Origin of the sequence: Stenotrophomonas sp. YIM B06876 (assembly GCF_030711595.1) — a bacterium.
Lineage (GTDB): Bacteria > Pseudomonadota > Gammaproteobacteria > Xanthomonadales > Xanthomonadaceae > Stenotrophomonas.
On the sequence record NZ_JAUJUJ010000529.1, the window covers coordinates 1 to 527 of the forward strand.

General features: G+C 65.6%; 1 protein-coding gene and 1 pseudogene. Both read left to right on the top strand.

Annotated features, from left to right (window positions below):
• A pseudogene (locus tag QZH66_RS18320) lies at window positions 1–312 on the top strand (efflux RND transporter permease subunit); the annotation flags it as partial.
• A 16-nt stretch (window positions 313–328) separates the two neighbouring features.
• On the top strand, window positions 329–527 hold a 199-nt coding region (locus QZH66_RS18325), incomplete at its 3' end, for an efflux RND transporter permease subunit (RefSeq protein WP_305807219.1).

A 527-nucleotide genomic window follows, 5' to 3' on the forward strand; every position in this document is an offset into this window, starting at 1 on the left:
GCCCAGCTGCCGCAAGGCTTTGGCTACGAGTGGACGGGCCAGTCGCGCGAGGAAAAGCTCGCCGGTTCGCAGGCCGTGATCCTCTACGGCTTCGCCATCCTGGCGGTGTTCCTGTGCCTGGCCGCGCTCTACGAGAGTTGGTCGATCCCGCTGTCGGTGATCCTGGTCGTGCCGCTGGGCGTGGTCGGCGTGCTGCTGGCGACCCTGCTGCGCAGCTACTCCAACGACGTCTACTTCCAGGTCGGCCTGATCACCATCATCGGCCTGTCGGCGAAGAACGCGATCCTGATCATCGAGTTCGCNCGAGAGTTGGTCGATCCCGCTGTCGGTGATCCTGGTCGTGCCGCTGGGCGTGGTCGGCGTGCTGCTGGCGACCCTGCTGCGCAGCTACTCCAACGACGTCTACTTCCAGGTCGGCCTGATCACCATCATCGGCCTGTCGGCGAAGAACGCGATCCTGATCATCGAGTTCGCCAAGGACCTGCAGGCGCAGGGCAAGGGCGTGATCGAGTCGGCGCTGGCCGCCG